The organism is Xanthomonas sp. LMG 8993 (genome assembly GCF_009835065.2).
In the GTDB taxonomy this organism is placed as follows: Bacteria; Pseudomonadota; Gammaproteobacteria; order Xanthomonadales; family Xanthomonadaceae; genus Xanthomonas; species Xanthomonas arboricola.
On the sequence record NZ_QVIF02000005.1, the window covers coordinates 41,607 to 68,252 of the forward strand.

Consider the following 26,646-nt stretch of genomic DNA (forward strand, 5'->3'; position numbering starts at 1 on the left):
AGCGTTCCGCTACACTGCGGTCGATTCATCGCGGCTGGACCCCCCGCCAGCCGTTGGCAGCCTCACGCTACCTAATCAAGATCGGAGAGCCGGATGGCCAACGATGGGGTTAACGCACCTGCTGATATCGGGCGTCGTCGGTTCTTGACCGCGACAACGGCCGTGGTCGGTGCGGTCGGAGCAGGATTTGTCGCAGTTCCGTTCGTGAAGTCGTGGAATCCCAGCGCACGCGCCAAGTTGGCCGGTGCCCCGGTGACCGCCGACATCAGCGCCTTGCAGGAAGGGCAACGGCTGGTTCTGGAATGGCGCGGTCAGCCCATCTGGATCGTCAAGCGCTCCAAGGCGATGCTCGACGCACTGCCATCGCTGGATGACCGGCTCAAGGATCCCAAGTCCGAGAACAAGGACCAGCAGCCCGACTACGTGCTGAAGAACCCCGAGTACCGCTCGATCAAGTCCGACATCTCGGTGCTGGTCGGGTTGTGCACGCATCTGGGCTGCTCGCCGGAAATGGTCGCCGAGATCCGCCCCGAGCCCTACGACCCGCAGTGGAAGGGCGGCTACTTCTGCCCCTGCCACAAGTCGCGCTTCGACATGTCCGGCCGCGTCTTCGACGGCGTGCCGGCACCGATCAATCTGCTGGTGCCCCCACACCACTACGTGGACGACAACACCCTGGTGATCGGCGTCGATCCCGACGCTGCCGGTACGTCGGCCAACAGCACGGGGGCTGCCTGATGAGCAATATTTTGGTCCGTACCGCCAACGGTGTGTTCGATTGGGTCAACGAACGCGCGCCCGGGCTGATGCCCATGTACCGCAAGCACGTCAGCGAGTACTACGCGCCGAAGAACTTCAACCTCTGGTACTACTTCGGCTCGCTGGCCATCGTGGTGCTGGTCAACCAGATCGTCACCGGCATCTTCCTGACGATGCACTACAAGACCAGCGCCGCCGATGCGTTCGCCTCGATCGAATACATCATGCGCGACGTGGAGTGGGGCTGGCTGATCCGCTACATGCACAGCACCGGCGCCTCGCTGTTCTTCATCGTGGTGTATCTGCACATGTTCCGCGGGCTGATGTACGGCAGCTACCAGAAGCCGCGCGAGCTGGTGTGGATTCTCGGCATGCTGATCTACCTGGTGCTGATGGCCGAAGCCTTCATGGGCTACGTGCTGCCGTGGGGGCAGATGTCGTTCTGGGGCGCGAAGGTGATCATCTCGCTGTTCGGCGCCATCCCGGTAATCGGCAACGGGCTGACCGAATGGATCATGGGCGATTATCTGCCTGGCGATGCCACGCTCAACCGCTTCTTCGCGCTGCACGTGATCGCACTGCCACTGGTGCTGTTGCTGCTGATCGTGCTGCACATCGGCGCGCTGCACGAGGTGGGCTCCAACAATCCCGACGGCGTGGAGATCAAGAAGGGGCCCAAGGGCAACCGCTGGGACGCGCACAAGCCGGCCGACGGCATCCCGTTCCATCCGTACTACACGGTCAAGGATCTGGTCGGGGTCGGCTTTTTGCTGCTGATCGCTGCCTTCATCATCTTCTTCGCGCCGGCGTTCGGTGGTTTGTTCCTGGAACACGACAACTTCACCGAGGCCAATCGCCTGGTGACCCCGGAGCACATCAAGCCGGTCTGGTACTACACGCCGTACTACGCGATGTTGCGCGTGGTCCCCAACAAGCTCGGCGGCGTGCTGGTGATGTTCTCGGCGATCGCGATCCTGTTCCTGGTGCCATGGCTGGATCGGGCCAAGGTGCGCTCGATCCGCTACCGCGGCTGGATCTCCAAGGTCGCGCTCGGCGTGCTGGTGGTGTGCTTCGTGTGGCTGGGCGTGATCGGCTCCGGTCCTGGCACCGACGCACACGAAACCTATGTCGGGCGCGTGCTGACCTTCCTATACTTTGCCTTCTTCATCACCATGCCGGTGTGGACGCGGCTGGACAAGACCAAGCCGGTGCCGGAGCGGGTGACCACCCATGACTAATTCCAACGTGAAGTCATGGACGTTGCGCGTGGTCGCCCTGTTGTGCGGGCTGACCCTGGCCGCAGGGGCGCTGGCAGCCGAAGGCGGAAAGGTGCAGCAGGCCGGCAACGACCTGAGCGACCGAGCCTCGCTGCAGCGTGGCGCGCAGTTGTTCATGAACTACTGCTCCGGCTGCCACTCGCTGAAGTACCTGCGCTATTCGCGCATGGCCAGCGATCTGGGATTGAGCGAAGAAGAGGTCATGACCAACCTCAACTTCACCGGCGCCAAGATCGGCGAACACATCGAAGGCACCATGCCGCACGATGCGGCCACCAAGTGGTTCGGCAAGGCGCCGCCGGATCTGACCTTGATCGCCCGCGTGCGTGGCACCGACTGGGTCTATACCTATCTCAAGTCGTTCTACCTGGATCAGACCCGCCCGCTGGGCTGGAACAACCAGCTGTTTCCGAATGCCTCCATGCCCAACCCGCTGTGGGAGCTGCAGGGCCTGCAGCAGGCGCAGTTCGGCCCGCCCGACAAGGCGACCGGCGACAAGCCGGTGCAGGCGCTCAAACTCGGTCAGCCAGGGCGACAGACGCCGGTCGAGTTTGATCAGACCGTGCGCGATATCGCCAACTTCCTCGAATACGCCGGCGAACCGGCGGCCTTGAAGCGGCAGAGCATGGGCGTGTGGGTGATCCTGTTCCTGGCCTTGCTCACCTTCATGGCCTACCTGCTGAAGAAGGAATACTGGAAGGACGTGCACTGACCGGTCTGCAGGCCGGTCATCGGCTGCAGAGCGCATCGACCATGCATGCGCAAATCATGCAACGGCTGCAGCAAACCGACCGCTGAGCCCCTCTTCCCGCGGGAGAGGGGTTGGGGTAAGGGTCGGCAAGCAATCAACGCGTCGGTTGACGACAAATCGCCTTTGCCGCATCCGATGTCGTGCACCGGCGGTCGCACCGTTGCGACACGCGCACGTGACCGGAAGCTGCATCTCGGCGCAACAAGCGGCCTGTCCGGGCATTAATCGGCCCTATCACTCTTGGCTTTTGCGTGACGTGATTGCACACTCGAAGGACCGTGGTGACGGTCGGCGTTGGGCCGGCCGCGCCGATGCGGCCGGCGGATTCCGGTCGTCGGAGAGCCTTGAATGGCGACGAGTGTGCGTATGCGGAATACCTTGACTTTGTTTTCGTCCAACGACGACGTGTTGTGCCACCGGGTCCGTCTGGTCCTGGCGGCGAAAGGGGTGACCTACGACCTGGTGCCGGTCGACCCGCAAAATCCCCCGGAAGATCTGATCGATCTCAATCCCTACCATTCGGTCCCGACCCTGGTCGAACGCGATCTGGTGCTGTACGCGGCATCGGTGGTCAGCGAATACCTGGACGAGCGCTACCCGCATCCGCCGTTGATGCCGGTCGATCCGCTCTCGCGCGCACGTTTGCGTCTGGCGATGCTGCGGATCGAGCACGACTGGGTGCCGCAGGTACAGGCCATCCAGCTCGGCAACAAGACCCAGGCCGAGGCCGGCCGCAAGCGCCTGAAGGAACTGCTCACCGCCTCGGTGCCGCTGTTCAAGGCCAGCAAGTTCTTCCTCAATCCGGAAATGAGTCTGGCCGATTGCGCGATGGCGCCGATCATCTGGCGACTGGACGCGTTGGAGATCGGTCTGCCCAAGGACGGCAAGGCGATCGAAGACTACGGCAACCGGATCTTCCGCAATCCAGGCTTCATCCGCAGCCTGACCGATCAGGAAAAGAAACTGCGCGACCTGCCGGGCTGATGCGACGGCTGTATGCCAACAGACCGACGCCCCAACGCGCAGCCGCCGCTGCGGGCCGTGTGCGGGTAAAATGACGCCATGAGCGAAGATTTCCCCCGCATGACCAGCCATCGCCCGTACCTGCTGCGGGCCTTGGTCGAATGGATCAACGACAACGGCATGACCCCGCACGTCCTGGTGGACGCCGGGCTGCCCGGTGTGCAGGTGCCTGCCAGTGCCGTCAAGGACGGCCGCGTGGTGCTGAACATCGCCGAGCGCGCCGTGGTCGGGCTGCAGGTCGACAACGAAAGCGTGCAGTTCACCGCACGCTTTGGCGGCGTCAGTTATCCGGTGATGGTGCCGATGGCCGCGGTCCTTGCGGTGTATGCACGCGAGACCGGGCAGGGCATGGCCTTGCCGGACGACATCCCCGGCACCAGTACCGAGCCGCCGGATCCGGGTGCACCGCCGCCAAGCGCGCCCACGCCGGACGAGCCGCCGAGCGCGGGCAAGCGTCCGCATCTGCGCGTGGTCAAGTAACTGCACGCACGGACGCGCATCGCGCGTTCGTGCGTTGTTGCGCCATTTGCGTGTGCGGTTTGCATCGCACGCGCATTTTTCCACCAAAGCACGCCGTTGCATGTGTGCATCGGCGTTGCGGATCGGCGGCAGCAACGCTGATCTTCAATCGCGCGGCACTGCATGCAGGCCAGGTGCCTGCAGACGCATACATCGATCCAATCGCGGTCAGTTCAGGCGCTGATGGTCCGGGCTCAGCGGCGTCACCGTGGCCACCTGCGGTCCGGTGAAGGCGATCAATTGGTCGCCGCGCAGCACCAGGCGGCCGCTATGACGGTCGATGCCGTCGTAGGAATACTCGAACCGGAACGTCCGCTCGAAGCCCAGCCAGCCATTGGGCTTGCGGCAGATGCGGATGTTGGTGGAATGCACGCTCTGATCCAGCCATTGCACATCGGCGGCGCGGCAGGCATTGCGGCCGAGGATATCGGCACGTTCGGCCGCTGCGCGCGAGGAGTTCCAGAACGCGTACAGCGCGGCGCCGGCAATCATGAAGAGGATAAGGCTGGGCATGGCGTCAATGTGCCATGGCCTGCGCCCGATCGACAATCGTCGCGCCGGGCCGCAGCGTTGCGTTGACGGCTAGTGGCTGGCGACCTGATGCACCGGCCGGCATCCGCCGCTCGTGCAGGCATCCCTTCGCTGCACCAGCAACGGCTGTCGTCACGTCGCGCAAGTGCTCGGCATCGCGCCAGGTCGAACTGGAGTTGACGGGAAGGTTGCAGCAGGTCGATCCGGTGCAGCGGACGCACCGGGCTTGGCCGCTGCGCAGTCAGGTCGACAGCCGCTTTAACCATTCACCGCCATTCCCGCGCTCGGCTTGTGTCGGGCGCAGCGCAACCCCATTCATTGGGCTTCGCCCCGTTGAATCCACACGCCGCTTCTGGCCTGGCATCGCGGCCTGCGGCATCGCCTATGCATCCTGTCCTGCAGCAGTTCCATCCTGTCGTGGCTGCGTGGTTTGCGCAGACCTTCGCTGCGCCCACGCCGGCGCAGATTGCCGCGTGGCCGGCGATCCAGGCCGGACGCCACACGCTGGTGGCCGCGCCGACCGGCTCGGGCAAGACGCTGACCGCGTTCTTCGCGGCCATCGATGCCTTGATCCGCGACGGCCTGGCCAATGGCGGCGCGCTGCCGGACGAAACCCGCGTGGTTTACGTCTCACCGCTGAAGGCCTTGTCCAACGACATCCACCTCAATCTGGATGCGCCGTTACAGGGCATCCGCACGGCGCTGGTCGCGAGCGGTCTGCCGGATGTCGCGGTGCGCACGGCGGTGCGTACCGGCGACACCCCGCAACGCGAGCGGGTGCAGGCGCGCCGCACGCCGCCGCATATCCTGGTGACCACGCCGGAGTCGCTGTATGTGCTGTTGGGCTCGGCCTCCGGGCGCACTGCGTTGCGGCATGTGCGCACCGTCATCGTCGATGAGATCCATGCGGTGGCGGCGGACAAGCGCGGCAGTCATCTGGCGCTGACCCTGGAGCGATTGCAGCGGCTGGCCGAGCGCCCGATCACGCGCGTCGGGCTGTCGGCCACGCAGAAGCCGATCGAGACCGTGGCGCAGTTCCTGGTCGGGGCGGGCGATGCCGGCCGGCCGCCGCAGTGCGAGATCGTCGATATCGGCTACACCCGCCGGCGCGATCTGGCCCTGGCCTTGCCGCCGACGCCGCTGAGCGTGGTGATGTCCAACGATCAGTGGCTGCAGGTGTATGCCGATGTCGCCACGCTCGCGCAGCAGCATCGCACCACGCTGGTGTTCGTCAACACGCGGCGCATGGCCGAGCGCGCTGCGCGCCATCTTGGCGATCTGCTCGGCAAGCAGCGCGTCGCCGCGCACCACGGCAGCCTGTCGCGCGAAACGCGTCTGTTGGCGGAGCAGCGACTCAAGGCCGGCGGCCTCACCGTGCTGGTGGCCACTGCATCGCTGGAACTCGGCCTGGATATCGGCGATGTGGACCTGGTCTGCCAGCTCGGTTCGCCGCGCTCGATCGCCACCTTCCTGCAGCGTGCCGGACGCTCCGGGCATGCGGTTGGCGGCACGCCGAAGGCGCGCCTGTTTCCGCAGACCCGCGACGAACTGGTCGAATGTGCTGCATTGCTGGACAGCGTGCGCCGCGGTGAGCTGGACGCCTTGCGCATTCCGCTGGCGCCGATCGATGTGCTTGCACAACAGATCGTGGCCGAGGCCGCGTGCGAGGACTGGGACGAAGATGCGCTGTTCGCCTTGGTGCGCCGCGCCTGGCCGTTCGCGCAGTTGAGCCGCGCGCGCTTCGATGACGTGGTGCGCATGCTGTGCGACGGCTTCAGCACACGGCTCGGGCCGCGTGCAGGCTACCTGCATCGCGATGCGGTGCATCGACGCCTGCATGCGCGCCGCGGCGCACGCATGACTGCGCTGACCTCCGGCGGCACCATCCCAGAAACCGGCGACTACAGCGTGGTGCTGGAACCGCAGGCCGAAAAGATCGGCACGGTGAACGAGGATTTTGCGGTCGAAAGTCTTACCGGCGACGTGTTCCAGCTCGGCAATGCCAGCTACCGCATCCTACGCGTGGATGCCGGGCGCGTCCGGGTGGAGGACGCCAAGGGCGCGCCACCGAATATCCCGTTCTGGCTGGGCGAGGCGCCCGGCCGTAGCGACGAATTGTCGGCGGCGGTGTCGCGTTTGCGTGGCGAGATTGCGCTGCGGCTGGATAGCCCGCCACATCAGGCGGCCTGCGACTGGCTGCACACCGTGCTGGATCTCTCGGTGGAAGCGGCACGCCAGCTGGTCGAGTATCTCGCCCATGCCTGCACCGCGCTGGGCGCGATGCCCACCCAGCAGTGCCTGGTGATGGAGCGCTTCTTCGATGCCAGCGGCGGCACCCAGCTGGTGATCCACTCGCCGTACGGCAGCCGCATCAATCGTGCCTGGGGGCTGGCGTTGCGCAAGCGCTTCTGCCGCACCTTTAACTTCGAACTGCAGGCCGCCGCGACCGAGGATGCGATCGTGTTGTCGCTGTCCACCAGTCATAGTTTTGCCCTGGAGGAGGTGGCGCGCTACCTGCATTCGTCATCGGCAGAGCATGTGTTGATCCAGGCCTTGCTGGATGCGCCGCTGTTCGGCGTGCGCTGGCGCTGGAATGCGACCAATGCGATGGCGCTGCCGCGCTTTGCCGGTGGCAACAAGGTCGCGCCGCAACTGCAACGGATGAAGTCGGAAGATCTGCTGGCGACGGTGTTCCCCGATCAGGTCGCCTGCGCGGAGAATCTGGTCGGCGAGCGCGAGGTGCCGGATCATCCGTTGGTGGCGCAGACACTGGAAGACTGCCTGCATCAGTCCATGGACAGCGAGGGCTGGTTGCAGGTGCTGCGCGGGCTGGAGTCGGGGTCGATCACGTTGGTGGCGCGCGATCTGGCGGCGCCGTCGCCGCTGGCGGCCGAAGCCTTGAATGCGCGTCCGTACGCATTCCTGGACGACGCACCGCTGGAAGAACGCCGCACCCAGGCCGTGCAAAGCCGTCGCTATACCCCGCAGAGCAGCGACGACCTGGGGCAGCTCGATCCCGAGGCGATCGCCTCGGTGCGCGAACAGGCGTGGCCGCAGCCGCGCGATGGTGAAGAAATGCACGAAGCGTTGGTCGGGCTTGGCGTGCTTCCGGTCGATGAGGCGGGCGATGCGCACTGGCAGGGCTGGCTGGCTGCACTCGCAGGCGATGGGCGTGCCAGCTGTCTTGCGTTCGACGGTGTGCCCGCGCTGTGGATCAGTGCCGAGCGCATCGACTGGTTTGCGCCACTATATGCGCATGCATCCGCACAGCCGCCGCTACAGGCGCCGGCAGATTGCCGCGTTGCCGACTGGCAGCGCGACTGGGCCGTGCGCGAGCTGCTGCGCGGTCGTCTGTCTGCGGTCGGCCCGGCGCAGGTGTCGGCCCTGGCCGGCGCCTTGCGTTTGCCCGAGTCCGAGATCGTGCTTGCCCTGGCCGCCCTGCAGCGCGAGGGCTATGTCATGGCCGGCGATTTCAACGCGCAGGCGCAGGCGGAAGAGTGGTGCGAACGCCATCTGCTGGCGCGCATCCATCGCTATACCCTGGGACGTTTGCGCCGCGAGATCGAGCCGGTGGCACAACGCGATTACGCGCGGTTCCTGTTCGAGTGGCAGCACCTCGACAGTGCCAGCCGGGTGGCGGGGCCGGACGCATTGGCTGGCGTGGTCGGGCAGCTGGAAGGTTTTGAGGCGCCTGCGGTGCTGTGGGAGAGCGAGCTGCTGCCGGCACGCGTGCGCGACTATCAACCGGCCTGGCTGGACGAGCTGTGCACCGCCGGGCGCACCGTGTGGGCGCGGCTGCGGCCCGGTGGTGGCCGCAGCGGTGCCGCGTTGCGCAGCACGCCGATCGTGTTGCTGCCGCGTCGCGAGGCGCAGCGCTGGAGTGGCCTGGCACGCGATGCCGACGACGCGCCGTTGGGCTCGCGCGCGCAACGGGTGGCGGAGGTGCTGCGGCAGCAGGGCGCCTTGTTCTTCGACGAGATTGCCGATGCGGCCCGCCTGATGAGCACCGAGCTGGAAGATGCCCTGAGCGAACTGGTGATGCGCGGGCGTGCGCATTGCGACAGCTATGCCGGGCTGCGCGCGCTGCTGGTGCCGGCCTCCAAGCGGCCCTCGGCGCTGTCGCGCCACCGACGCCGCGCCAGCGCGCTGGGCATTCGCGATGCCGGCCGCTGGGCGCCGGTGCGCGCGCTGCCGGAGCTGCCGCTGGCCGAAGCCGGCGAGCGCCACCAGGACATGCTCGAACATGTGGCGCATACCTTGTTGCGGCGCTACGGCGTGGTCTGCTGGCGGCTGCTGGAGCGCGAGGCGGCGTGGCTGCCGCCTTGGCGCGAGTTGCTGCGCATGTATCAACGGCTGGAAGCGCGTGGCGAGATCCGTGGCGGGCGTTTCATCGCCGGGCTGTCCGGCGAGCAGTTCGCGTTGCCGGATGCGATCGCGGCGCTGCGCCGCGTGCGTGCGCAAGCCTTGCCGCAGCAGTGGGTGTGCGTCAGTGCGAGCGACCCGAGCAATCTGTTGGGCAGCGTCCTGCCGGGCGAGCGCGTGGCGCGCGTACCGGGCAACCGTGTGGCGTATCTCGATGGCCTGCCGATGGCGGTGTGGGTGGCAGATCGCTTCCAGCCGCTGCAGGACCTGAGCGACGAACAGGCCGAGCAGGCCTTGCGCCTGCTGCAGCGTGGGCCGGGCGCCGCCGAGCAGACGCCGATGGAGCAATGGCTGGCTCAGTCGCCCGGCAGCACCGCGCGTGCGCCGGTCGCGCGCGGTAGCGGACGCGACAGATAGGGGTTGTCTGGGACCACCCAGCGCCACGGCGCATCCACCGCCTTGCGGATGCCGATGCGCGGCGTCGCCAGCGCTGCGGAGGGCGGTGGCATGCCGTCGTCCTCGATCCACAGACGTGCGCCTGCGTCGGTCAGATCCAGCCCGTTGTCCGTCGCGCTCACCGCGAACGCCTGGGCCAAGCGACCGGGACCGGTGGTCAAGCTCTTGAGTGGAGCGGCGTTGCGCGCGGCCTGCATGGTGGCGATCCCGGCCAGCGGTTCGAGTGCGCGGATCAGCACCGCGTGCCCGGGCGCACCACCGCACACCGCGTTGATCGCCCAGTGCATGCCGTAGATGAAATACACATACAGATGCCCCGGTGCGCCGAACATCACCTGCGTGCGCGGGGTCATGCCGCGAAACGAATGCGCGGCCGGATCTTCGCTGCCGCAATACGCCTCGACCTCGGTGATACGTCCGCGGCGTCCGTCCGCGCTGACCAATACCTTGTTGAGCAAGCGCGGCGCGACCTGGCGGGCATCGTGCGCATAGAAGCTGCGTGGAAGTGCTTGTAATGACATGCGCCAAGCCTAACCGCGCAGTCGTGATGTCCCAGCGGACTGTTCCGGACACGGCAGGAACCAGGGGTAGGAATTTTCCGAACGCGATCCGTACGAGCGCGTGACCGGTCACAAAAGCGCATATCCGATGGTGTGAATACGCGGTTAAGTGCCGTTTGCGTCTCAAGCGCGTTTTGCCGTCGCCGATAGCCATTAGCGATTGGTTAGACAAGCCGCACACAGTGAGCGGCACCCGCACCAGGCCACCGGGCGACCCTGCAACGCAGGTCGCGCATGCACCACCTTCAAGAGAACTCCCCAATGTTAGGCAACTTCAGAATCGGAACCAGGCTGATCGTGGCGTTCCTGATCGTCTCGGCGATCGGCGCAGGCATCGGGTGGGTGGGTTATTCCAACTCCGGTCGGATCAGCGACCTGTCGACCTCGCTTTACGAGCGCGAGCTGCTCGGCTTGTCGAACGTCAAGGAGGCCAATATCAATCTGATCTACGCCGGCCGCGCACGTGCCAATCTGTTGCTGGCCAGCAGCGCCGAAGAGCGCCAGTCGCATGTGCAGAACATCGACAAGTACACCGCCAAGGTGGTCGATTACATGACGCGCGCGCGTTCCAGCTTCCAGACCGAGGAAGGCAGGAACAAGCTGGCGCAGTTCGACCGCGCCTGGCAGAAATACCTGGAAGAGCGCGGCCGCTTCATCGACGCCGCCAACCGCGAAGCCTTGCGTGACGCCAACCCGGAACTGGCCGAACTCTCGCGTGCGGTGCGTGCCAGCTCGGATGAAGTCGATACCTTGATGACCGATCTGAGCGGCCTGCGCGAGCGCAGCGCTGCCTCGGCCAATGCCGAGGCCGGCAGCATCCACGCGCGCAGCTCCAAGCTGCTGATGGCCATCATCTGCGGCGGTGTGCTGCTCGGCGCGGTTCTCGGCGTGGTGATCAGCCGCAGCGTCACCGGCCCGATCCGCCGCGCGGTAACGGTGGCCAACGGGCTGTCCGAAGGCGATCTGACCATGCGCATCGACGTGCATGGCCGCGACGAAACCGCGCAGCTGCTCGAAGCGATGCGCACGATGGTGCAGAAGCTGTCGCAGGTGGTCGGCGAGGTCAACACCAGTGCCGAAACCCTGGCCAGCGCGTCGGAGGAAGTCAGCGCCACCGCGCAGTCGTTGTCGCAGGCCGCCAGCGAACAGGCCGCCGGTGTGGAGGAAACCAGCGCCTCGCTGGAGCAGATGACCGCATCGATCAGCCAGAACACCGAAAACGCCCGCATCACCGATGGCATGGCCACGCAGGCCGCGAAGGAGACCATCGAAGGCGGCGAAGCGGTGGTCGCCACCACCCAGGCGATGAAGCAGATCGCGCAGAAGATCGGCATCATCGACGACATCGCGTATCAGACCAATCTGCTCGCGCTCAATGCAGCGATCGAAGCGGCGCGCGCCGGCGAACACGGCAAGGGCTTTGCCGTGGTGGCCGCCGAGGTGCGCAAGCTGGCCGAACGCAGCCAGGTGGCCGCGCAGGAGATCGGCGAGGTGGCCAGTTCCAGCGTCGAACTGGCCGATCGCGCCGGCCGTCTGCTCGACACCATCGTGCCCAGCATCAAGCGCACCTCGGACCTGGTGCAGGAGATTTCGGCGGCTTCCGAAGAGCAATCCTCCGGTGTCAGCCAGATCAATTCGGCGGTGGTGCAGCTGAGCCAGACCACCCAGCAGAACGCCAGCGCATCCGAAGAACTGGCCGCCACTGCCGAGGAAATGAGCGCGCAGGCCGAGCAGTTGCAGCAGAGCATGGCGTTCTTCCGCCTGGGCGGGCAGGGGCCGGCGAGCACGCCGCCCAAGCGCGGCAAGGTGGCGGCCGCACGCCCGGCACGTGCGCCCGGTGCGCGCGGCTGGCGCAGTGACGCAGCACCGGCCTATGCGATGTCCGAGGGCCCGGACGAAGGCCAGTTCGCCCGCTTCTGAGAGACCGATCGATGACTGCACAGACCCCCGATGTGATGCCTGGCGACGCCGATGCGGCGGCCCAGTACCTGACCTTCCAGCTGGATGGCGAAACCTTCGCCATCAGCATTCTTGGCATTCGCGAAATCATTCAGTACCGCGCACCCACGCCGGTGCCGTCGATGCCGGCCTGCGTGCGCGGGGTGATCAACCTGCGCGGTGCGGTGGTGCCGGTGGTGGATCTGCAGTCGCGGCTGGGGCGTGCCGACAGCGCGATCGGCAAGCGCAGCTGCATCGTGATCCTGGCCACCGAGCAGGCGCAGGGAACGCAGGTGATCGGGGTGCTGGTCGATGCGGTCAACGCGGTGATCGAACTGGCCGATCAGGACATCGAAGCGGCGCCATCGTTCGGCACGCATATCCGCCGCGACCTGCTGCGCGGCATGGGCAAGGTGGGCGAGCGCTTCGTGGTGCTGCTGGAGATGGAGCAGGTGCTGCAGGTGGACGAAATCGCCGGCACCACCGATGCCCTGGCAGCCTGAGCCTGGCCAAGCGCAGCTGGCGATACGGCTGCCGCCTGGCAGCTGATCGCTACACGCGTTAGCCACGCAAGACAGGCGCGCTGGCGGGTGTGTGTGCACTGCGGTCGTAAGTGGAAAGCCTGCAGCCGTACACAGGCATCGATCTAGCGATTCAAGGTTGCGCAGTCGTGTCGATCAGCGCCCTGCTGGCCTACCTCGCCGAGCCCACGCGCGGTCTGCCGCTCAGTCCTGCAGATGCCAGCCATTGAAGCGCTGCACGCGGTTGCGTCCATTGCCGATCGCGCCCTGCAGGGCGTGCCGCGCGCGCGCCAGCAAGGCATTGCTGTCGAGCGAGGCACCGGCTGCCACCTCGACCAGCCCTGCGCTGATCGTCAGTGCGCCGGCTGGCCAGCTGGCCGCTTCGATCGCCTTGCGCACAGCCTCGATCAGCTCCATTGCCGTGGTTGCCGCTGTTTCCGGCAAGGCAATACAGAGTTGATCCCGGCTCAATCGTGCCACCGTGGCGGCATCCGGTAACTGCGCTTCGATCACCCTGGCAGCCTGGATCAGCGTTGTATCCGCTGCCGCGGCGCCCGCCTGCAATCTCAGCCGTTTGAAGCCATCCAGCTCGATCAGCGCCAGGGCGAGCGATGGCGTGGCGGCAGTGGGCGAGCTCTGTGCGTGTGTCTGCAGCGCATGTTCCAGACCGGCGCGGTTCCACATGCCGGTGAGTTCGTCGCGCAGCGCGTCCAGCTCGACCAGCTTGGCCGCACGGCGCAGCTCGATGGTGTCGACGACCTGCCGTGCCAGCGCCTGCAGTGCGTCGCGCTCGGCTGCCGACAGGCGCCGGGGTGTGCGATCCAGCACGCATAGCGTGCCCAGCGCGATCCCATCGGAGGTCAGCAGCGGGGCGCCGGCATAGAAGCGGATCTGCGGCTCGCCGGTGACCAGCGCATTGCCCACGAAGCGCGCATCCTGGTGGGTGTCGCCAACCTCCATCACCTGATCGGGTTCGAGGATCGCGTGCGCACAGAACGACAGTTCGCGCGGGGTTTCGCGTGGCGCCATGCCCAGTTTCGATTTGAACCACTGGCGCTGCGTGTCGATCAGCGAAATCAGGGCCATCGGCGTCCCGCAGACCTCGGCCGCGCTCGAGGCGAAGGCGTCGTAGACCGGCTCCGGTGCAGTGTCCAGCAGCTGGTAGTCCTGCAATGCGGCCAGACGTTCGTCTTCGTTCGCCGGCAGCTGCGCTGCAACGGCGGCGTTGCGCGGCAGCAGCGTTGCGTGGAAGAGGTGCAACGCGGACGCATCAGGAATCTGCATGGATAGACCACCGGAACAAGGCGCCGTCAGGCGATGGATGTGCGCATGGCGATACCGTGTCTTGGACCGTCGCACGCGTTGGTTGGCGCAGACCTCATCCACCCCAGCGGATGACGCCCGTCACCGATCTTGCCACATCGGGCAGGGCAGGTCAGTGGCAGCGACTCCACGCTGACGCGCTGCAGGGCCGCCTCGCCGGGCGCCTCATTCGCCCTGGCCGTCGTTGCCCTTGGGGCGGCGGGTTTGTTCGTCATGGATCTGCATGTCCTTCTGCCCGGGGCGCTGCTTGGCGGCCTCATCCTGTTTGCGATCCTGCTGGCTCTCCGAAACACCGTGCTGATTGTCGGCGGCCTTGTCGGGCTGGCTCTGCTTGTTGCTCATGGCTTACGTCCGGGATGGTGATGAAACGGACGTTAGCGCGCGCGATGTGATCCTAGCGACATGGCCGTACCGGGGCCTGGTATGCACCAGGCCGACGCGCTGCCGGTGCAGGGACCCAGAACGGAAAAGCCCCGGAAACATGACGTTTCCGAGGCCTTTACGATTGAAGCAATGGTGGAGCGGAAGGGGATCGAACCCTCGACCTTCGCGATGCGAACGCGACGCTCTCCCAGCTGAGCTACCGCCCCACGTGCCTGGATTCTAACCACATGTCGCGCGATTCGCCAAGCAGTCCGGCGACCTGGATCGCCGCCCGCAGGCGCGATCCTGCGGCAATCACTCGCGGACCAGCGGGAACTTGAGGTCCGGGTTCTTGGCCTTCCATTCCTTGTACGACACCGAGCCTTCCCAGGCGGCGAAGGCCTTGGGCGTGCGGCCGCGGCCGGACCAGGTCTCGCCGGTGTGCGGCAGTTCGTACTTCGGCTTGACTTCGCTACGGCCGCTCTTGACCACTTCCTTGCGTGCAGCGGTGGTACCCAGGTAAGCGGCAATATCGTTGCGCTGCTTGGTGTTGAAATGGCCGGCAAACTGCTCAAGCAGCGAGACAATGGTGGCATGCGCAGAGGATGCCTCGCTCGCGCGCTCGGTCTTTTCCTGTTCTTCCAGCTTCTGCAGCTCGTCCAGCAGCTTGGCTTTGGCTTGTGCGATGGAATCCAGTTTGGAAGTGGTATTGCTCACAGAGGTATGGCCTCGGAATAAGGGGGTGGAGACGTTGCCCGATGGGCACGCGTCATTATGGCATGTGGCCCGGGGGCGGCCGTTGCGTGTGCCTGCACCTGCACATGACGCGAGCAGGCTATTCACAGGGTCTGGTCGCGGGTTCGCAGTGTCCTGGCGAGGTCGCCGAGCATGCTTGCGCAGGCGGCGACCCCGGCCGTAACGATACAGCAGCAGGCCAGGCGGGATGACATCTCCGTGCGGCGCCGGCCAGAGATTGACTGCATGATGGCCAACCATGTCCGATGGACTGCGCCGGTTTCGATAGCGCGCTGTGCAAGGGCAGATGCGGCAATGCAAAGAGGATGCTGCTTGAATTTCTGATCTGATCCGCGGTCGGCGATGTGCAGACGCAGCTGGCGTACGGCCGTCTGCGCCTTGCCCGCATCACCACGGCCGCGTGGGATGCGCGGCCTAGCGACCACTACATCACCTCACTGCGCTGCAGCGTCTTCCAGCAGCGGCGTCAGCTGCGCTTCCAGCGCTTCGCGGCGCCATTGCCCCAGCGGTGCGGGCCAGCTGCGCTGTTCGATCAGGGTTTCCAGATGCCGGCGCGAGGCCAGGATGCCGTCGGGCAATCCCAGCTCGCGGCTGCGCTGGGCCACCGCATCCTGCAGGCGCTTGAGCACGGCCTTGTTGCCGTCGGTGGCGGCTTGCGCCAGCGGTGCATGGTCCTCGTCGGGCAACGGCGTGCTGAGCGCTTCCCACACTGCGGCGGCGAGCTTGCGCGGCGCCTTGGGAAACTTGTCGAACTGGCGCAGCAAGGCGTCCAGATCGGCGGGCGGAAAGCGCGCCAGCTGGCTGGCCAGTTCGTTGTCCAGGATCCAGCTGCGCGGGCGATCGCTCTGGCGCGCCTGCAGGTCGCGCCAGCGCAACAGGCGCAACAGGCGGCGCTGCGCTGCAGGCTCCAGGAACTGCGCGGTGCGCAGGCTCACATGCGGCCAGCGCTCGCCATCGTCATGCTCCACCGTGGCGAGCAGGCGCTCGGCGTCTTCGGCCAGCCAGCCCAGGCGATCCTGCTCGGTCAGGCGGCGGGTGAGTTCGTCGTGGATGGCGAACAGGTAACGCACATCGTCGGCGGCGTATTCCAGCTGCGCCGGCGACAGCGGGCGACGCATCCAGTCCGAGCGCGTCTCGCCCTTGGTCAGCAAGGTGCCGGTCACTTCCTGCACCAGTTTCTGATAGCCCATGCCACCCCCCACACCTGCCAGCGCGGCGGCGATCTGGGTATCGAACAATGGCCGCGGCAATACCCCGCACGCACATTTGAAGGTGACCAGATCCTCGCTGGCGCTATGCATCACCTTGACGATGTCGGTGGCGGTCAACCATTCCCTGAGCGCCTCGTTCATGCCCGGGATCAGCGGGTCGATCAGCAGGATCTCCTCGCCGATGGCCATCTGCACCAGCGCCAGTTGCGGCCAGTAGGTGCGTTCGCGAATGAATTCGGTATCCAGGCCAATGCGGGACGGACGCGATGCCTGCAGGCGTTCGCTCAGCTCGGAGGGGTGGGTGATCCAATGGGGCACGTGATTTCCGTCGACAGCAAGGGTTTGCGCAGAACGCGCAGAATAGCCTAACGTCGCGATCGCCTGTCGTGCGGCAGAGCACTGGAAGGAGCAGGTGGTGGGTGAGTGCGGTAACCGGATCGCAGCATGGGCATTGGTTGCGCTAAGCGTGTGCGCCTGTTCGCGGACACCGACGCCGGCGCCTGCCGCTGCGCCGCAACCTGCCGCCGCCGCCGCGGTGCCGAGCAAGCCGAATGTGTCCATCGGTGGCGAAGAATCCGCCGAAACCGTGACGCAATGGCAGCCGCCGCCAGTGGACCTGGGCGATGAGCCGCTGGCGCAGGTGCGCAAGCGCGCCGACCAGGCATTGAAGGACGATCGGCTCTATCGCGACGCCGACGATGCGATTCCGCTGTATCTGGCAATCCAGCAACGCGCCGACGGCAAGGACGCGGCCAGCCGGCGCGGACTGGAGCAGGCGCGGCGCCGGTTGATCGAGCGCGGCCAGGCGCTGATCGCGCAGACCGACCGTCAGGACAGCGCGTTGGAACAGGCGCGTGAGCTGGCCATCGTGGCGCTGGCGCTCGCTCCGCAGGACCCGAAGGTGCGCGCACTGCAGCGCGCAGTGGAAACCGCACAGCGGGTGCTGAGCTTCAACCGTGCCGGCGAGGAGGATCTGCGTGGCGGCCGCCTGGGCGAGGACGGCAATGGGGCGCTGGTGAACTTTCGCGATGCGGCGCAGCTGGATCCGGACAACCCGCGCACGCGCCAGGGGCTGGCTGCAGTGGAAAGCGGCCTGCTGGCACGCGCCGAGCAGGCGGCCGAGGCGAGCGACTTCATCGGCGCACGCTACTGGTTGCAGATGGCCGGGCAGGTGCGTGAGCGCGCACCGACCATTGCCGATGCACGTGCGCGCATCGAGCGCATGCGTCGTGCCCAGATCGCCGCCCTGCACGACGCCGGCCTTCACGATCTCACCTCGCCCCGCGGCCTCAAGGCGGCTGGCGAAACACTGGCCGAGGTGCTGCGCATCGCCGACCCGGGCGATGCGGTGGCCGGCGATCTGCGGCGGCGGCTGGAACTGGCCACCCATTACGGCAGCTTCCGCCCCGGGCAGGTGTTCACCGACGGGCTCAAGGTCGGCGGGCGCGGTCCGCAGATGATCGTGGTGCCGCATGGCGCGTTCCAGATGGGCGCCGGCGATGCCGAGCCCGGCGCCTCCGATAACGAGCGCCCGGCGCATTACGTGCGTTTCGCGCGCGGCTTTGCGTTGTCGATCACCGAAGTGACGGTTGCCGAGTTCCGCCAGTTCGTCGAGGCGACCGGCGCGCGCCCGCGTGCCACCCGGCGCGGGCACTCGGTGGTGTACGACGAGCGCAGCGGCAACTTCATCCGCCGCAGCGGGGTGGATTGGCAGTCCGACTACAACGGTGCGCAGGCCGCGCCCAACAGCCCGGTGATGCACGTCAGCATCCGCGACGCCGAAGCCTATGCGAGCTGGCTGTCGGAACAGACCGGCCGTCATTACCACGTGCCCAGCGAGGCCGAGTTCGAATACGCGGTGCGCGCCGGCACCAGCGGGCGCTATCCCTGGGGCAATGCCGGCTCGCCGCCGCTGGATGCGGGCAACTTCACCGGCGGCAACGATGTCTCGCGCAGCGGCCGGCACTGGAACAACGGCTTTGTCGGCTATGGCGACGGCTTCTGGGGTCCGGCGCCGGTCGGCAGCTTTCGCGCCAATGCCTGGGGGCTGCACGACATGGGCGGCAACCTGAGCGAGTGGGTGGCCGACTGCTGGCATGCCAGCTATCGTCGCGCGCCGGCCGACGGTGCCGCCTGGTTCAATCCCGGCTGCCGGCAGCGCATGATCCGCGGCGGCAGCTGGGCCAACTCGCCGCAGCAGACGCGTGCGGCCTGGCGGCAGTCGCAGGACTCGGACAGCACCAGTGCGCGGATCGGCTTCCGCGTAGCGCGCGGGATCTAGGGCGCAGCTGCAAGTCCGTGCGCATGCGCGTTTTGCGCCGGCACGCAGATCGATCGCCGTGCCGTCCGGGTGGCTTGCGCCCCCCGCAGTGCCCGTCCGCCGCAACGCCCTAGGCAGGGCCTAGCCTTTACCGCCGCAGGACCAGGACGCGCAGGCTTAACCGCAGCGAACGCTGCCCGCAATCGCCATGGAACCGGCCGCCTCGGCCGCGGTCCAAGCGCCAGCGCTTGCGAGGATTGCGGTGATGGACTGGGGAATCAAGGTGTTTCGTTGGGTCATCGCGGCACTGCTGATCGGCGGCAGTGGCTACGCCGTGGCGCGTCATCTGCAGGACGGAAATACTGCCGGGCATTACCGCTCGGTGGAGGTGCTACGTCCGGAAGGCACGCCGAAGGCCATGGTGGTGCTGTTGCCCGACAGCGGCCATGCGCAGGACGGCCAGCGGCTTGCCGAGATGCTGAGCAACGACGGCGCGCTGGTCGCGGTGGTCGATACTGCCAGCTATCGCGAACGGGTGCGCGCGCATCACGCAGCCTGCAGCTCCCTGGCCGACGATGCCGAGCGATTGGGCAAGAAGTTGCTGCGCGCCGAGCATGTCGACGCGTTCCTGCCGCCGGTGCTGGTGGGGCAGGGCGATGGCGCGGTGCTGGCGCGGCAGGCGCTGGCCTCGGCCGCGCCCGACGTGCTGAGCGGCGCGGTTGTCGCCGATGGCGACGCCAGCGGTGGCGGCTTGGCCTGCTCGCGCGACGTGCCCGATGCCAATCAAGGCTTCCTTGACGACCTGGTCGACGCTGCCAGCCCCATGCAGATCGCTGCGGCCACCCGGGGCCATTTCCTGACGGCCCAGGCGCAGGGCGTGGGCGATCTGCCGCTGGTCGAGCTGCATGCGCCCGGCAGCGACCGCATGGTGGTCATGCTGTCCGGCGACGGCGGCTGGCGCGAACTCGATAAGGGCATTGCCGCGCGACTGCAGCAGCAGGGCGTGTCGGTGGTGGGCTGGAACAGCCTGCGCTACTTCTGGGCCAGCCGCACGCCGCAGCAGGTCGGGGCGGACCTGGATCGGGTGATTGCGACCTATCAACAGCGTTGGCATATCCACCATGTCGCGCTGGTGGGCTACTCGTTCGGCGCCGATGTGCTGCCGTTTGCCTATCCCGAGCTGTCGCCGCAGCAGCGCGCATCGGTGCAGTTTGTCAGCCTGCTCGGCCTTGCCCATCAAGCCGATTTCAAGGTGCGTGTCGGTGGCTGGCTTGGCTGGCATAACGATGCCGAGCGCGATGTGGAGCCGGCGATCCAGTCGCTGGACGCGCATCGCCTGCAATGCATCTATGGCGATCAGGAAAAGGACACGCTTTGCCCGGAGTTGCGCGCGCGTGGCGTGCAGGTGGTGGCGCGTCCGGGCGGGCATCACTTCGACCATGATCCGGTGGTGCTGGCCGGGCTGCTGCTGCAGGGCTGGCAGCAGGCCGCGCAGACGCCCAGTCATGGATAAAAAGCGTGCGAGGCCTGCCGGCGGGCATGCGGAGCGGTCGGTGGCGTGTTGAAGGGCCCGCCCCAGGTGTGGCCCGCCCGGGTAAAGCGGGTGACGCCGCATCGGCGCTCCCTCTGTCCCAATCCACGACGCTGCTCGGGCGACCGCCCTGCAGCTCATCGTTATCGCGACAAAGCGAAGCGTGTGCGCTTGCTGATCGCCCGCGTCAACCAGGCAGCACGCGTGGTTACCGCCGTCAGTCGTCGTTGCCTGGTTCGACCCGCACCTGGATGCTGCCATCGGCCAGCTGCGCACGCAGGCGCTCGCCGGCGCTGACCTCGGCGGCGCTACGCACCACGCTGCCATCGGCAGGGCGGGTCACGATGGCATAGCCACGCGCGACGGTGGCGAGCGGGCTGACCGCTTCCAGCGAGCGTGCCAGGCTGCGCAACCGCAGTTGATCGTGCTGCAAGCGCCGCTGCATCGCTGCCTGCGGATGCAGTGCGCGCAGTCGTTGCTGCAGCCTGGCCAGATCACGTTGCGGGTTGTGCGCGTGCAGGCGCGCCTGCGTCCGTTGCAGGCGTGCCTGCAGACGCTCCAGCACCTGGGTCATGCGCGCGCGCAGCTGGCGGCCGGCGTCCTGCTGCCGGCGTTGCAGCAATTGCAGCCGCGCCTGCGGGCTGTGCGCACGCAGGCGCAGGGCGAGCCGGTCGGCGCGCTGCATCGCATTGCCCAGCGCGTGCTGCTGCAGCTGGGCCATGCGGGCATGCGCACGCCGCACGCGCGCGACCAGCTCGCGCTGATCGGGCACCAGCAGCTCCGCCGCCACCGAGGGCGTGGGCGCGCGTACGTCGGCCACGAAATCGCTGAGGCTGAAGTCGGTCTCGTGCCCGACCGCCGACACCACCGGCGTGTGCGCGGCGGCAATCGCGCGGGCCAGGCGTTCGTCGTTGAAGGCCCACAGGTCTTCCAGCGAGCCGCCGCCGCGGGTGATCAGAATGACGTCGTAGCGCCCGGAGGCATCGGCGCGCTGCAGCAACGAGGTGATCTGCGCCGCGGCGCTGTCGCCCTGCACCAGCGAGGGCAGCAGGGCCACTTCCAGCAACGGAAAGCGGCGCGCCAGGACGCTGAGCACGTCGCGCACCGCCGCACCGCTGGGCGAGGTGATCACTGCCAGCCGCCGCACATGCGCCGGCAACGGCTGCTTGCGCTCGGCGTCGAACAGACCTTCGGCGGCCAGGCGCGCACGCAGTTCGTCGAAGGCCCGGCGCAGGGCGCCTTCGCCAGCCTCTTCCATGTGGTCGAGTACCAGCTGGTAGTCGCCGCGCGCTTCGTACAGCGTGAGACGTCCGCGCGCGAGCACGCGCAGCCCTTCGCGCGGCTGGAACTTCAGCCAGGTGCTCTTGGGCTTGAACATCGCGCAACGGATCTGCGCGCGCGCGTCCTTGAGCGTGAAGTACAGATGGCCCGAGGACGGGCGCGTGACGCTGCTCAGCTCTGCCTCCACCCAGACCAGCGGAAAGCTGCCTTCCAGCAGGTCGCGTGCCAGCGTATTGAGCTGGCTGGGGGTGAGGATCTGTTCGTTGCGGTCGGCCATCGCCGCATTATCCCGCAGCGGCGATGCGCATGCGTGAGCGCATCGGGCGGGACCTCACAAGCCGTGTTGCGCCAGCGCCCAACCCACGTGTTCGCGCACCAGCTCCGAGGCGTCGTGGCGGCGCGCTTGCAGCGCCGCCAACACCTCCGGCGTACCGGGCGCATTGCCCAGGCCGACCGCGATGTTGCGCAGCCACCGCTGATGGCCACTGCGACGGATCGGGCTGCCTTCGGTGCGGCGCAGGAACTCGTCTTCGTCCCAGGCGAACAGCTGCGGCAGCGTCGCCACATCCAGCTCGTTGCGGGCGCGGAAATCGGCTTCGTCGGTGCGCTGGGCGAACTTGTTCCACGGGCAGACCAGCTGGCAGTCGTCGCAACCGAAGATGCGGTTGCCGATCGGCTTGCGCATCTGCTCGGGAATCGCGCCGTCGTGTTCGATGGTGAGATAGGCGATGCAGCGGCGCGCATCCAGCCGGTACGGGGCGATGATGGCCTGGGTCGGGCAGACGTCGATGCAGCGCGTGCAGGTGCCGCAATGCGCAGTGGCCGGGGTGTCGATGGGCAAGGGCAGATCGAGGTAGATCTCGCCCAGGAAGAACCATGAGCCGCCATTGCGATCGATCAGGCAGGTGTGTTTGCCGATCCAGCCCAGCCCGGCATTGCGCGCCAGCGCACGCTCCAGCACCGGTGCCGAATCCACGAAGACCCGATAGCCGAACGCGCCGACTTCGCCCTGGATACGCTCGGCCAGTTTCTGCAGCCGGTTGCGCATCAGCTTGTGGTAATCGCGCCCCAGCGCATAGCGCGCCACGTAGGCGCGGCGGCCGTCGTGCAAGGTGTTCCAGGCCTCAGTGTCGTCCTTGCGGCCGTAGTCCATGCCCACCGACAGCACGCGCAAGGTGCCCGGCACCAGCTCCTGCGGGCGCGAACGCTTGTCGCCGTGCTGGGCCATCCAGTGCATCGTTCCGTACAGGCCTTCTTCCAGCCAGCTGCGCAGATGCGCCTCGTCTTCGCCGAGCTCGATGCCGGTGATGCCGCAGCGTTGGAAGCCCGCCTCGCGCGCGAGCGCACGGATGCGCGCGGCAGCGTCATTGGGGTCGGGGCGGGCAAGGACGGCAGACATGGCGACAAGTATAGAATTCCCGGCATGTACGCACCGCTCGATCTTTACGACACCGCTGCCGCGCGCAGGCTGGACACGCAGGCCACCACGCTGCTCGGCGGCGACGGCTACATCTTGATGCAGCGCGCCGGGCAGGCCGCCTGGCAGCATCTGCTGGAACGCTGGCCGCAGGCGCGCCGCATCGTGGTGGTCTGCGGCACCGGCAACAATGGTGGCGATGGCTATGTGCTGGCACGCCTGGCGCAGCGGGCCGGGCGCCAGGTGCAGGTGGTGCATCTTGCCGAGCACGGCCCGGCCTCGCCGCTGGCGCAACGCGCCTGTACCGACTATCTGGGCGTGGGCGGTGCGATCGAGCTGTTTCCCTCGCCGCTGGCGCAGGCCGATGTGATCGTCGATGCGCTGTTCGGCATCGGCCTCAACCGCGCGCCCGACGCCGAGACCACCGCCTTGATCGACGCCATCAACGCCGCTGGTGTGCCGGTGCTTGCGCTGGATGTGCCCAGCGGCATCGATGCCGATCATGGCGTGGCCTTCGGTGCCGCGGTGCGCGCAGAGGCTACTTTGCAGTTCATCGTGCCGCACCTGGGGCTCTATACCGGCGATGCGCTGGAGCATGCCGGTACGCGCGCAACCGCGTCGCTGGACGTGCCGGATGCCGCGTTCGACGGCCTGGCGCCGGCCGCGCACAGCTGGGACATCGACGCCCTGGCCGCGCAGTTGCGCCCGCGGCGACGCAATACGCACAAGGGCGAGTCCGGTCGCGTGCTGTGCGTCGGCGGCAACCTCGGCAGCGGCGGCGCGGTCATGCTCACCGCCGAAGCGGCCCTGCGCAGCGGGGCAGGGCTGGTGCAGGTCGCCACCCGCGCCGAGCACGTCGCGCCGCTGCTGGCGCGTTGCCCGGAAGCGATGGTGCGCGCGGTGCAGGCCGACGACGACATCGCCGCGTTGGCTGACGCCGCCGACGTGGTCGCGCTGGGTCCGGGCCTGGGGCAGGACGCCTGGGCGCAGCAGTTGTGGCGCGCGGTGCTGGCCTTGGACAGCGCTCTCGTCATCGATGCAGATGGCCTGAATCTGCTGGCTGCCAACCCGGTGCCGGCGCGCGGCCCGCGCGTGTTGACCCCGCATCCCGGCGAGGCTGGACGTCTGCTGGGGATGTCGACCAGGCAGGTTCAGCAGGATCGACTGGCTGCCGCAGACGCATTGGCCAAACGTTTCGATGCAGTGGTGGTGCTCAAGGGCGCCGGCAGCGTGATCGCCGCGCCGCACGCAGTGCCGCGCATCATCGATGCCGGTAATCCGGGCATGGCGGTCGGCGGCATGGGCGACCTGCTGACTGGCGTGATCGCGGCCTTGCTGGCCCAGGGCTGGTCGCCCTTCGATGCCGCCAGCTTGGGCGCCTTGTTGCATGCCTGTGCCGGCGATGCAGCGGCGCGCGCGGGCGAGCGCGGCCTGCTGCCGACCGATCTGCTGCCCGAACTGCGCCGCCTCGCCAATGCCGGAGCCATTGCATGAGCCAACTCAGCGCACACCTGGTCGATGCGCAGGCCACCGAAACCCTGGGACAGGCCCTGGCCGCGGTGCGGCCCACCCGCGCGATGGTGCAACTGCACGGCGATCTCGGCGCCGGCAAATCCACACTGGCGCGCGCCCTGCTGCGCGCACTCGGCGTCACCGGGCCGATTCGCAGCCCCACCTACACGCTGGTCGAGCGCTATCCGCTCGGCACTGGCGACGAGGCCTGGCACCTGGATCTGTACCGCATCGGGCAGGCCGGGGAACTGGATTTTCTCGGGCTCGACGAGGGCAGCGCCAGCCTGTGGCTGGTCGAATGGCCGGAACGCGGCGCTGGTGCATTGCCGCCGGTGGATCTGGACGTGGAACTGGCAGTCGACGGCGAGGGGCGCAGCGTGACGTTGCTGGGCCGCAGCGAAACCGGCCGCGACTGGCTGAGGCGGCTGTCGGACTTGCCTCAGTTGCAGTCCCTTTGTGCCAGCTCACAGGAAGAATGAACGCCAGGTTGTGGATTATTAAGGGAAATCACCTTGCAATTCCCACGTTTGGGTGATTGAATCCAGCGCCATGACACCGGGGTTCCGCCAGTTCTGTGTTTCCACCGTGACCGCCAGCCTCAGCCTGGCGGTTTTTGCTGCGTGGGCCGGTGAAATCAAGGGCGTAGGCGTCAGCACCGGTCCCACCGGCACGCGTGCGGAGATCCAGCTCGCCGGTAGCGGCGGATTCAAGACGCTGTCGCTGGCCAACCCCAATCGGCTGGTGGTGGACTTTCCTGATTCCTCGGGTGTGCGTGGCCTGAAGCTGCCGCCGGCTGCCGGCCTGGTGACGTCGGTGCGTACCGGTCAACCGGTGCCGGGCACCTTTCGGGTGGTATTCGAGCTGGCAACGCCGGTGACGCCGTTGAAGCCGCAGATGCAGACGCTGGGTAGTGCATCCACCCTGGTGATCGAGTGGCCGGGCGATCCGCCGGCTGCCGGCACGGTGGCCACCACCGCCGCGCCTGCCGCGCCGCCGCCGCGCCCGGCCAATGCACAATCGGAAGCCGCCCGCGCAACCGCTGCGTTGGCGGCGTCTGCGCAGCGCGCGTCGGTGGTGCCGCCTGCTCCGGCGCCCGCACCGTATGTGCCTGCGTCGGCCATGCCCAGCGTGACTCCGGCACCGGTACCGACCACGGTCGCCACCGGCGTGCCGACACCGCGTCCAGGCACCGCCACGACCGCGGTGACGACCAGCACGGCCACGCCCGCAAGCACCGCCGGCACCCCGAACCGCGTCACCGTCTCCACCGCCGGTGCCGCGCCCGGCTCGGCACTGCCAGGCAACGCCGCATCGCCGGCTGCGATCTTGAATGGCGGCAGCGCGCCGCTGGGTGCTGCATCCGCCAATGCCATGGCGGCCATGCCGAATGCGGCTGCCGGCAGTATGGCCTCGGCGGACAGCGATGACCTGCCGCCGCGTCCGGTGCTGCCCAGCGAGGCCTCGCGGATCAAGATGGCACCGGGTATGCGGCCGCTGATCGTGGCCATCGATCCGGGACACGGCGGCCAGGATCCTGGCGCCATGGGCCCCACCGGCAAGCGCGAAAAGGACGTCACCCTGGCAGTCGGCCGCGAACTGGCGCGCCAGATCAATGCCACGCCCGGCATGAAGGCCTACCTGACGCGCGATACCGACGTGTTCATTCCGCTGCCGATGCGCGCGCAGAAGGCACGCGCCGCCAAGGCCGACATCTTCATCTCCATCCACGCCGACGCTGCCGAAAACCGCAGTGCGACCGGCTCGTCGGTCTATGTACTGTCGACCAAGGGCGCCTCCTCGCAGCGCGCGCGCTGGCTGGCCGACAAGGAAAATGCCGCCGACCTGGTCGGCGGCGTGCGTCTGCAGCAGACCGAAAGCACGCTGGCCAACGTGTTGCTGGACCTGGCGCAGAGCGGCCACATGAAGGCCTCCGAAGATGCGGCAGGGCACGTGCTCGGCGGCCTCAAGCGGATCGGCAACAATCACAAGCCGCAGCTGGAGCGCGCCAACTTTGCGGTGCTGCGCACCTCCGACATGCCGGCGATGCTGGTGGAAACCGCCTTCATTTCCAATCCGGACGAAGAGCGCCGGCTGATCGACCCGGCCTACCAGCGCAAGATCGCCTCGGCCGTGCTGGATGGCATCGATACCTTCTTCACCCGCCAGCCGCCGCCGGGCACCCTGTTTGCCGCGCGCGCACAGGCCGAAGCCGATGCCAGCGCTGGCACCGTGGCCGGCGGCAGCCGCTGAGCCGCTCGGCTATCATTCCGCACTGATTCCTTGATGACGGCGCCT

Annotated in this window: 21 protein-coding genes and 1 tRNA gene; 13 read left to right on the forward strand and 9 right to left on the reverse strand. The window is 67.4% G+C overall.

Annotated features, from left to right (window positions below; all coding sequences use genetic code 11):
* The first annotated feature begins 93 nt into the window (after positions 1-93).
* From petA to DYQ94_RS11285, 5 genes are all read left to right on the forward strand, one after another.
* Positions 94-738, forward strand: coding sequence for a ubiquinol-cytochrome c reductase iron-sulfur subunit (petA, locus tag DYQ94_RS11265; RefSeq protein ID WP_024939275.1), 645 nt, complete (start codon positions 94-96; stop codon positions 736-738).
* Positions 738-1,997: a cytochrome b gene (locus DYQ94_RS11270; RefSeq protein WP_024939276.1), complete on the forward strand. Its 1,260-nt coding sequence runs from the start codon at positions 738-740 to the stop codon at positions 1,995-1,997. Before petA ends, DYQ94_RS11270 begins: the two co-directional genes overlap by 1 nt.
* On the forward strand, positions 1,990-2,748 hold the full coding sequence (locus tag DYQ94_RS11275; RefSeq protein WP_180969728.1) for a cytochrome c1: 759 nt from the start codon (positions 1,990-1,992) through the stop codon (positions 2,746-2,748). Before DYQ94_RS11270 ends, DYQ94_RS11275 begins: the two co-directional genes overlap by 8 nt.
* Before the next feature lie 387 nt (positions 2,749-3,135).
* Positions 3,136-3,771, forward strand: coding sequence for a glutathione S-transferase N-terminal domain-containing protein (locus DYQ94_RS11280; protein ID WP_024939278.1), 636 nt, complete (start codon positions 3,136-3,138; stop codon positions 3,769-3,771).
* A gap of 78 nt (positions 3,772-3,849) precedes the next feature.
* Complete coding sequence (locus DYQ94_RS11285; RefSeq protein WP_016901612.1) at positions 3,850-4,290, forward strand: ClpXP protease specificity-enhancing factor; 441 nt, start codon at positions 3,850-3,852, stop codon at positions 4,288-4,290.
* A 207-nt stretch (positions 4,291-4,497) separates the two neighbouring features.
* Here DYQ94_RS11285 and DYQ94_RS11290 read toward each other — a convergent pair whose 3' ends face one another.
* Positions 4,498-4,878: a DUF3301 domain-containing protein gene (locus DYQ94_RS11290; protein ID WP_039516191.1), complete on the reverse strand. Its 381-nt coding sequence runs from the start codon at positions 4,876-4,878 to the stop codon at positions 4,498-4,500.
* Between the two features lie 366 nt (positions 4,879-5,244).
* On the opposite strand from DYQ94_RS11290, the gene DYQ94_RS11295 reads away from it, so the two are divergent.
* Positions 5,245-9,639, forward strand: coding sequence for a DEAD/DEAH box helicase (locus DYQ94_RS11295; protein WP_160954573.1), 4,395 nt, complete (start codon positions 5,245-5,247; stop codon positions 9,637-9,639).
* Here the strand turns inward: DYQ94_RS11295 and DYQ94_RS11300 are convergent.
* A complete protein-coding gene (locus DYQ94_RS11300; protein WP_160954572.1) occupies positions 9,579-10,199 on the reverse strand; it encodes a DNA-3-methyladenine glycosylase in 621 nt (206 codons plus the stop codon). The two genes, DYQ94_RS11295 and DYQ94_RS11300, sit on opposite strands and share 61 nt — an antisense overlap.
* Positions 10,200-10,499: 300 nt before the next feature.
* Between DYQ94_RS11300 and DYQ94_RS11305 the strand changes: the two genes are divergently transcribed.
* Together DYQ94_RS11305 and DYQ94_RS11310 are read left to right on the forward strand one after the other, a co-directional pair.
* The gene (locus tag DYQ94_RS11305) at positions 10,500-12,158 is read left to right on the forward strand and encodes a methyl-accepting chemotaxis protein (RefSeq protein ID WP_160954571.1); all 1,659 of its coding nucleotides are present in this window, start codon (positions 10,500-10,502) and stop codon (positions 12,156-12,158) included.
* An 11-nt stretch (positions 12,159-12,169) separates the two neighbouring features.
* Complete coding sequence (locus DYQ94_RS11310; protein WP_160954570.1) at positions 12,170-12,679, forward strand: chemotaxis protein CheW; 510 nt, start codon at positions 12,170-12,172, stop codon at positions 12,677-12,679.
* A 222-nt stretch (positions 12,680-12,901) separates the two neighbouring features.
* Here the strand turns inward: DYQ94_RS11310 and DYQ94_RS11315 are convergent, their stop codons facing one another.
* From DYQ94_RS11315 to rnd, 5 genes are all read right to left on the reverse strand, one after another.
* Positions 12,902-13,981: a sensor domain-containing diguanylate cyclase gene (locus DYQ94_RS11315; protein WP_160954569.1), complete on the reverse strand. Its 1,080-nt coding sequence runs from the start codon at positions 13,979-13,981 to the stop codon at positions 12,902-12,904.
* 204 nt (positions 13,982-14,185) lie between these two features.
* Positions 14,186-14,362, reverse strand: coding sequence for a hypothetical protein (locus DYQ94_RS11320; RefSeq protein ID WP_162839012.1), 177 nt, complete (start codon positions 14,360-14,362; stop codon positions 14,186-14,188).
* 172 nt (positions 14,363-14,534) lie between these two features.
* Positions 14,535-14,610, reverse strand: a tRNA-Ala gene (locus DYQ94_RS11325).
* Positions 14,611-14,698: 88 nt separating this feature from the next.
* Positions 14,699-15,100: an H-NS histone family protein gene (locus DYQ94_RS11330; RefSeq protein WP_039516171.1), complete on the reverse strand. Its 402-nt coding sequence runs from the start codon at positions 15,098-15,100 to the stop codon at positions 14,699-14,701.
* Positions 15,101-15,573: 473 nt separating this feature from the next.
* Complete coding sequence (gene rnd / locus DYQ94_RS11335; protein ID WP_160954568.1) at positions 15,574-16,668, reverse strand: ribonuclease D; 1,095 nt, start codon at positions 16,666-16,668, stop codon at positions 15,574-15,576.
* 97 nt (positions 16,669-16,765) lie between these two features.
* On the opposite strand from rnd, the gene DYQ94_RS11340 reads away from it, so the two are divergent.
* Together DYQ94_RS11340 and DYQ94_RS11345 are read left to right on the forward strand one after the other, a co-directional pair.
* The gene (locus DYQ94_RS11340; RefSeq protein WP_046345973.1) at positions 16,766-18,631 is read left to right on the forward strand and encodes a formylglycine-generating enzyme family protein; all 1,866 of its coding nucleotides are present in this window, start codon (positions 16,766-16,768) and stop codon (positions 18,629-18,631) included.
* Positions 18,632-18,875: 244 nt separating this feature from the next.
* On the forward strand, positions 18,876-20,123 hold the full coding sequence (locus tag DYQ94_RS11345; RefSeq protein WP_160954567.1) for a virulence factor: 1,248 nt from the start codon (positions 18,876-18,878) through the stop codon (positions 20,121-20,123).
* Positions 20,124-20,358: 235 nt separating this feature from the next.
* On the opposite strand, the gene xseA is transcribed toward DYQ94_RS11345, so the two are convergent.
* On the reverse strand, positions 20,359-21,699 hold the full coding sequence (xseA, locus tag DYQ94_RS11350) for an exodeoxyribonuclease VII large subunit (RefSeq protein WP_160954566.1): 1,341 nt from the start codon (positions 21,697-21,699) through the stop codon (positions 20,359-20,361).
* A 54-nt stretch (positions 21,700-21,753) separates the two neighbouring features.
* Complete coding sequence (gene queG / locus DYQ94_RS11355; RefSeq protein WP_126966064.1) at positions 21,754-22,821, reverse strand: tRNA epoxyqueuosine(34) reductase QueG; 1,068 nt, start codon at positions 22,819-22,821, stop codon at positions 21,754-21,756.
* A 24-nt stretch (positions 22,822-22,845) separates the two neighbouring features.
* On the opposite strand from queG, the gene DYQ94_RS11360 reads away from it, so the two are divergent.
* From DYQ94_RS11360 to DYQ94_RS11370, 3 genes are all read left to right on the forward strand, one after another.
* Entirely contained in the window at positions 22,846-24,333 is a 1,488-nt protein-coding gene (locus DYQ94_RS11360; RefSeq protein ID WP_126966065.1) for an NAD(P)H-hydrate dehydratase, read from the forward strand.
* On the forward strand, positions 24,330-24,830 hold the full coding sequence (tsaE, locus tag DYQ94_RS11365) for a tRNA (adenosine(37)-N6)-threonylcarbamoyltransferase complex ATPase subunit type 1 TsaE (protein WP_054592731.1): 501 nt from the start codon (positions 24,330-24,332) through the stop codon (positions 24,828-24,830). Before DYQ94_RS11360 ends, tsaE begins: the two co-directional genes overlap by 4 nt.
* A gap of 70 nt (positions 24,831-24,900) precedes the next feature.
* A complete protein-coding gene (locus DYQ94_RS11370; protein WP_126966066.1) occupies positions 24,901-26,601 on the forward strand; it encodes an N-acetylmuramoyl-L-alanine amidase in 1,701 nt (566 codons plus the stop codon).
* Positions 26,602-26,646: the final 45 nt, after the last annotated feature.